The sequence below is a fragment of the Polaromonas sp. P3_C2 genome, assembly GCF_056402675.1.
Map to the genome: position 1 here is coordinate 1 of NZ_JBFUGX010000199.1, position 6,696 is coordinate 6,696.

Below are 6,696 nucleotides of genomic sequence, written 5' to 3' on the forward strand. Positions count from 1 at the left end.
CAGCCGAGCCCGCCTGGCTGCGCCACGCGGCTGACTACAGCGCACACCCAGAGAGCATGGGAAACAAGCCAACCTAGGCAAGCGTTTGCATACATTCAATCCGTGAATAGGGCAGTGTCCCGATTCAATTGGACGTAGCCCCTGTCCCTTGCACATACTTTGTGCATAGACAGAGATAGGGGTCCCACACGATGAATGAAGTTGCAAGCCAGGCCGTCGAACGCGTCATTGCGTCGACCAAGCACATGCCCGGCGCCTTGATGCCGATACTGCACGGCATTCAGGATGCGCTCGGCTACATCCCGCCTGACGCTGTTCCACCCATCGCCGATGCCCTGAACCTGTCCAGGGCTGAGGTTCATGGCGTGGTGACGTACTACCACTACTTCCGCTCCGAACCGCCCGGCCGCCATGTGGTGCAGATCTGCCGCGCCGAGAGCTGTAAAGCCATGGGCTCAGACGCCCTCTGGTCGCATGCCTGCTCCCACCTGGGCAGCGACGGCCATGGGCCCACCCAAGATGGCGCCTTCACGGTTGAGCCGGTGTATTGCCTCGGCTTGTGCGCGCAGTCCCCCGCGATGACGCTGGACGACAAGGTCCATGCTCGCGTCGGGATTGAAAAGTTCGATCGCCTGGTGGCGCAAGCAGGGAGCGCCGCATGAGCATCAAGATTTACGTGCCCCGCGACTCCGCCGCACTGGCTGCGGGTGCTGATGAGGTGGCTGCAGCTATCTCTGCCGAGGCTGCAAAACGCGGTGTCGGCATTGAGCTGGTGCGCAATGGCTCCCGCGGCCTGTTCTGGCTGGAGCCCATGGTCGAGGTGCAGACCGGTGCAGGCCGCATCGCCTACGGGCCCGTGGAGGTTGAGGACGTGGCCGGCCTTTTTGACGCTGGCTTTCAGTTGGGCGGCATGCATGTGTTGCAGCTGGGCCTGACCGAAGAGATTCCGTACCTGAAAAGGCAGGAGCGCCTGACTTTCGCACGCATGGGCGTGACGGACCCGCAGTCGCTGGCCGACTACCAGGCGCACGAAGGCTATGCCGGCTTGCGCCATGCCCTGGGGCTTCCCGCCACAGAGATCGTGCAGCAGGTGCTGGACGCCGGCCTGCGCGGACGCGGCGGCGCGGCATTCCCGGCCGGCATCAAATGGAAAACCGTCGCGGGCCTCAAAGCCACGCAAAAGTACGTGGTTTGCAACGCCGACGAGGGTGACTCGGGCACCTACTCCGACCGCATGACCATGGAGGGTGACCCCTTCATGTTGATCGAAGGCATGACGATTGCCGCGGTGGCCACCGGCGCCACGCAGGGTTATGTCTACATCCGCTCTGAATATCCCCACGCGGTGGCGACCATGCGCGAGGCCATCACCATCGCCGAGGCGGGCGGCTTTCTGGGCGACAACATCCTCGGCTCGGGCCACAGCTTTCACCTGCATGTGCGCAAGGCTGCGGGCGCGTATGTCTGCGGCGAAGAAACCGCCATGCTGGAAAGCCTGGAAGGCAAACGCGGCATCGTGCGTGCCAAGCCGCCGATTCCTGCCATCCAGGGCCTGTTCGGCAAGCCGAGCGTGATCAACAACGTCATTACCTTTGCTTCGGTGCCCATCATCCTGTCGCGCGGCGCCACGTTTTACAAAGACTATGGTGTGGGCCGCTCCAGGGGCACCCTGCCCATCCAGCTGGCCGGCAACATCAGATTCGGCGGGCTGGTCGAAAAAGCCTTCGGCGTGACCTTGCGCGAGCTGATGTACGACTACGGTGGCGGTTCGGCCTCAGGCCGGCCCATCAAGGCGGTGCAGGTCGGCGGCCCGCTGGGCGCCTATGTGCCTGAATCGCAATGGGACACGCCGCTTGACTACGAAGCCTATGCGGCCGTGGGCGCAGTGGTGGGCCATGGCGGCATCGTGGTGCACGACGACACGGCCGACATGGCCAGCCTGGCGCGCTACGCGATGGAGTTTTGCGCGATTGAGTCCTGCGGCAAATGCACACCCTGCCGCATCGGCTCCACCCGCGGCGTGGAAGTGATAGACCGCATCGCCAACGGCCCAGGGGAGCAGCGTCCGCAGCAAATCAAGCTGCTGCGCGATCTGTGCGACACCATGGTTCACGGCTCGCTGTGCGCCATGGGCGGCATGACGCCTTTCCCGGTGCTTTCGGCACTCGACCATTACCCGCAGGACTTCGGCATGACCGTGCCGGATCGCAAAGCCGCCTGAACCGACAGCAACGGCAGCACCCCAACAAGACGCACAGGAGACCCCCATGCTCGAACACCTCAAAGAAACCGATTACGGCACCCCCAAACGCGAGTCCACCCAGGAAGTCACGCTGGAGATCGACGGCGAAAGCGTCACGGTTCCCGCAGGCACTTCGCTCATGCGCGCCGCGGTCGATGCAGGCATCCAGGTGCCCAAGCTGTGCGCCACCGACAGTCTGGAGCCTTTTGGCTCCTGCCGCTTGTGCATGGTTGAAATTGATGGACGCAAGGGCTTTCCGGCCTCTTGCACCACACCGGCAGAAGCCGGCATGAAGGTGCGTACCCAGTCGCCGCGCCTGCAAGAGCTGCGCAAGGGCGTGATGGAGCTCTACATCTCTGATCACCCCTTGGACTGCCTGACCTGTTCGGCCAACGGCAACTGTGAGCTGCAGGACATGGCCGGCGTGACCGGGCTGCGCGAAGTACGTTACGGCATGGAGGGCGCCAACCATTTCCGCAACGAGAGCAAGCCGGCAATCGACAATTCCAACCCCTACTTCAGCTACGACGCCTCCAAATGCATTGTGTGCAACCGTTGCGTGCGCGCCTGCGAAGAAACCCAGGGTACGTTTGCACTGACCATCAGCGGCCGCGGCTTTGAGTCGCGCGTGTCGCCGGGACAAGACCAGCCCTTCATGGAATCCGAATGCGTGAGCTGCGGCGCCTGCGTCGAGGCCTGCCCCACCGCCACGCTGCAAGAAAAAACCGTCATCATGCTGGGCCAGCCCGAGCACAACAAGATCACCACCTGCGCTTACTGCGGCGTGGGTTGTGCCTTCAAGGCCGAGATGAAGGGCAATGAAGTGGTGCGCATGGTGCCGTGGAAAGACGGCAAAGCCAACGAAGGCCACGCCTGCGTCAAGGGCCGTTTTGCCTGGGGCTACGCCACCCACAAGGACCGCATCACCAAGCCCATGATCCGCAAAAACATCAGCGACCCGTGGCAGGAAGTGAGCTGGGACGAGGCCATCAACTACGCCGCGAGCGAGTTCCGCCGCATCCAGGCCGAGCACGGCAAGGATTCGATTGGCGGCATCACCTCGTCGCGCTGCACCAACGAAGAAACCTACCTGGTGCAAAAGCTGGTGCGCGCCGCTTTCGGCAACAACAATGTCGACACCTGCGCCCGCGTCTGCCACTCGCCCACCGGTTACGGACTGAGCCAGACCTATGGCACCTCCGCCGGCACACAGACCTTCAAGTCGGTTGAAAAGGCCGACGTGATCCTGATCATCGGCGCCAACCCGACCGACGGCCACCCGGTGTTTGCCTCGCGCATGAAAAAGCGCCTGCGAGAAGGCGCACGGCTGATCGTGGTGGATCCGCGCCAGATCGACATCGTGCGTTCCCCGCACGTGGAGGCTGAGTTTCACCTGCAGTTGCGACCCGGCACCAACGTGGCCATGATCTCGTCGCTGGCCCATGTGGTGGTGACGGAAGGCCTGCTGGCCGGCGACTATATTGCCGAGCGCTGCGACGAAAAGTCATTCCGCGAATGGCGCGAGTTTGTGGCCCGCCCCGACAATTCTCCTGAAGCCATGGAAGCCGTCACCGGCGTGCCCGCGGCAGACGTTCGCGCAGCCGCCCGCCTCTACGCCACAGGCGGCAATGCTGCCATTTACTACGGCCTGGGCGTGACGGAGCACGCACAGGGATCGACCATGGTCATGGGCATTGCCAACCTGGCCATGGCCACCGGCAATGTGGGCCGCGAAGGTGTGGGTGTGAACCCGCTGCGCGGCCAGAACAATGTGCAGGGCGCCTGCGACATGGGTTCTTTCCCGCATGAACTGCCGGGCTACCGCCATGTGTCCGACAGCACGGTGCGCGCCGAATTCGAAACAGCCTGGGGCGTGACGCTGAACGAAGAGCCCGGCCTGCGCATCCCGAACATGTTTGACGCGGCCGTGGCCGGCAGCTTCCTKGGCCTGTATTGCCAGGGCGAAGACATCGTGCAGTCCGACCCCGACACCCAGCACGTGGCCAAGGCCCTCACCTCGATGGAATGCATCGTGGTGCAGGACATCTTCCTGAACGAAACCGCCAAGTACGCGCATGTGTTTTTGCCTGGTTCTTCCTTCCTGGAAAAAGACGGCACCTTCACCAATGCCGAGCGGCGCATCTCGCGCGTGCGCAAGGTCATGCCGCCCAAGGCGGGGCTGGCCGACTGGGAAGTCACCGTCAAGCTGTCCAATGCGCTGGGCTATCCGATGAAGTACGTGCATCCGCGCGACATCATGGCCGAGATCGCGGCGCTGACGCCGACTTTTCGCGGCGTGACCTTTGCCAAGATCGAAAAGCACGGCAGCGTGCAGTGGCCTTGCAACGAAGACACGGCAGAGCTCGGCACCGAGTTCATGCATAAGGACAAGTTTGTGCGCGGCAAAGGCCGCTTCATCATCACGCAGTACGTCGCCACGGATGAAAAGGTCACGCGCAAATTCCCGCTGCTGCTCACCACCGGCCGCATCCTGTCGCAGTACAACGTCGGCGCCCAGACGCGCCGCACCGACAACAACCAGTGGCACAGCGAAGACCGGCTGGAGATTCATCCGCACGACGCGGAAGACCGGGGCATCAAGCCTGACGACTGGGTGGGCATTGAAAGCCGTGCCGGGCAAACGGTATTGCGTGCAGTGATCACCGAACGCATGCAGCCGGGCGTGGTCTACACCACCTTCCACTTCCCCGAATCGGGCGCCAACGTCATCACCACCGACAGCTCCGACTGGGCCACCAACTGCCCGGAATACAAGGTCACTGCGGTGCAGGTTATGCCGGTGGCGCAGCCGTCGGAATGGCAAAAATCCTACTCGCGCKTCAACAAGCAGCAACTGCAGTTGCTGGATGCGGCGTCACAACCGGCGGGCGGTCCGCTTGCCGGTGCAGCGGAGGCAGCTCATGCAGGTGGTTGAAGGTTGCCGTGAAGCCCCTGTGACGGGGGTGCGGGCACATCGCCCGTTTGACCGGTCGGACTGGGTAGCCGAAGAGGTGCCTGTGGCGCTGGAGTACAACGGCATCTCGCACGCCGTGATGCTGGCCAGCCCCTCCGACCTCGAAGACTTTGCCTTCGGCTTTTCCGTCACCGAAGGCATCGTGGACGACTACACGCAGATTCACGACATTGAACAGACCAGCAGTGAGCAAGGGGAGACGCTGCACCTGACCATTGCGGCATCGTGCTTTGCGCGTTTGAAAGACCGTCGCCGCAGCATGACCGGCCGCACCGGCTGCGGCCTGTGCGGTACGGAAAGCCTCGAGCATGCGGTGCGCCTGCCGCCGCGCGTGCAGGGCGGCGGGGAGTTTGAAGCGGGCGCCATCACCCGCGCCCTGATCAACCTGCGCGAGCAGCAATTGCTGCTCAGCGCCACCGGTGCCACCCACGCGGCCGCCTGGTGCAATGCCGAAGGCGATATCGTGGTGCTGCGCGAAGACGTCGGCAGGCACAACGCGCTGGACAAGCTGATTGGCGCGCTGCAGCGCCGCCGCATGAACGGCGTAGGGGCCGATGCGGGTTTTATCGTCGTCACCAGCCGCGCCAGCTACGAGATGGTGCACAAAACAGCCATGGCCGGCGTGACGTTGCTGGCGGCCGTGTCGGGCGTGACGGGTCTGGCGATTGATGTGGCGCAAACCGCCGGCGTGGCGCTTCTGGGTTTTGTGCGCGGGGAGGATCTTTCCGTGTACAGCCACAAGGAGCGTGTCAACCTGGAGTACATCCTGTGAACAACGACAACCTGATCCGCATGGTCAACCAGATCGGCGCATTCTTTGAAACCATGCCTGACCGCACGGAAGCCCTGCAGGAACTGGCCATGCACCTCAAGAAATTCTGGGACCCGCGGATGCGCAAGGCGCTGCTGGAGCTGATCGAGAGCCATGGCGGCGAAGGGATCAGCGACGTGGTGCGCCGTGCCGCGCTGGAGCACCGCTCCCTACTGATTTAGAAGGTTATTGAGGTTATTACAAGCGCCTTATTTGCCCGCCGTACACTGCGGGCATGTCGGATTTCCTGCTGCAGTCCCCTGAAACAGATGCCATGCTGCACCGCCCGTGCACCGCGGTCGCCGTTGTCATGCRCCGCGAGCGCATCGACAACCGCTGGCAGCCCTGGCGCTGGGAACTGGCCGACATCGTCCCCCACGAAGACGCCTTTGGCGCCGCGCCGCGCCTCTTGCTGAAAGACGAGCGCGAAGAGCGCTGGCTGCACCCCGGCTTCAAGGTCGAGCTTTTCACCGACGACGCCGAAGGCTACTACCTCAATGCCAGCACCGGGCAGCCCTGCTTCTGGGTGGTCTGGCGCATGGAAGAAGAGGCCCTGCTGGCCGATGAACCCATCGCGATTCCGCAGATCGTCACCTTGAGTTACCACGATGCCGGGCGGTGGCTGGATGCGCAGGAAACGGTGGAGCAGGTGCCCGCGCCGCCGCAGGT

General features: G+C 63.4%; 6 protein-coding genes. All 6 read left to right on the top strand.

Going from position 1 to position 6,696, the window contains the following annotated elements:
• The first annotated feature begins 191 nt into the window (after positions 1 to 191).
• A complete protein-coding gene (locus AC1DWI_RS10305; RefSeq protein WP_477669782.1) occupies positions 192 to 662 on the top strand; it encodes a formate dehydrogenase subunit gamma in 471 nt (156 codons plus the stop codon).
• Positions 659 to 2,221 carry a formate dehydrogenase beta subunit gene (locus AC1DWI_RS10310; protein WP_477669781.1) on the top strand — a complete coding sequence of 521 codons (1,563 nt, stop codon included), beginning with the start codon at positions 659 to 661 and terminating at the stop codon, positions 2,219 to 2,221. The genes AC1DWI_RS10305 and AC1DWI_RS10310 overlap by 4 nt, the downstream gene beginning before the upstream one ends.
• 46 nt (positions 2,222 to 2,267) lie before the next feature.
• The gene (gene fdhF / locus AC1DWI_RS10315; protein ID WP_477724789.1) at positions 2,268 to 5,177 is read left to right on the top strand and encodes a formate dehydrogenase subunit alpha; all 2,910 of its coding nucleotides are present in this window, start codon (positions 2,268 to 2,270) and stop codon (positions 5,175 to 5,177) included.
• On the top strand, positions 5,164 to 5,988 hold the full coding sequence (fdhD, locus tag AC1DWI_RS10320) for a formate dehydrogenase accessory sulfurtransferase FdhD (protein WP_477669779.1): 825 nt from the start codon (positions 5,164 to 5,166) through the stop codon (positions 5,986 to 5,988). Before fdhF ends, fdhD begins: the two co-directional genes overlap by 14 nt.
• Entirely contained in the window at positions 5,985 to 6,209 is a 225-nt protein-coding gene (locus AC1DWI_RS10325) for a formate dehydrogenase subunit delta (RefSeq protein WP_477669778.1), read from the top strand. Before fdhD ends, AC1DWI_RS10325 begins: the two co-directional genes overlap by 4 nt.
• 53 nt (positions 6,210 to 6,262) lie before the next feature.
• A partial coding sequence (locus AC1DWI_RS10330) for a DUF3305 domain-containing protein (protein ID WP_477724790.1) occupies positions 6,263 to 6,696 on the top strand: 434 nt, incomplete at its 3' end.